Source organism: Pseudoalteromonas sp. S408 (assembly GCF_005886645.1).
In the GTDB taxonomy this organism is placed as follows: domain Bacteria; phylum Pseudomonadota; class Gammaproteobacteria; order Enterobacterales; family Alteromonadaceae; genus Pseudoalteromonas.
The window spans coordinates 1-316 of sequence record NZ_PNDY01000051.1; the positions used below are offsets into that span (position 1 = coordinate 1).

Here is a 316-nt window from a genome sequence, read left to right on the forward strand (position 1 = left end):
TATTGCACTCGGCCACATCAATAACACAAACCAAAAGTTCTTACTCGGAAAAGAGCTGGCTATCGGTGCGCTCAATGGTATTTTATGGTCTCTACTCATAGCCGGTGTTGTCGCGCTTTGGCAGTGGGACTTTGTGCTCGGAGCTGTGATTGAATTTGCCATGTTTATGAATTTACTGGCAGCAGGTATTGCCGGTACAAGTATTCCGATTATTTTAAAGCGCATGAATATCGACCCTGCATTGGCTGGAAGTGTAGTATTAACAACTGTCACTGACATAGTCGGGATCTTCGCCTTCCTTGGTACAGCCACTTTA

Annotated in this window: 1 protein-coding gene; it reads left to right on the forward strand. The window is 44.9% G+C overall.

Annotation, left to right across the window (positions count from 1 at the left end; genetic code table 11):
- A partial coding sequence (locus tag CWB62_RS18430) for a magnesium transporter (protein ID WP_138556293.1) occupies positions 1 to 316 on the forward strand: 316 nt, incomplete at both ends.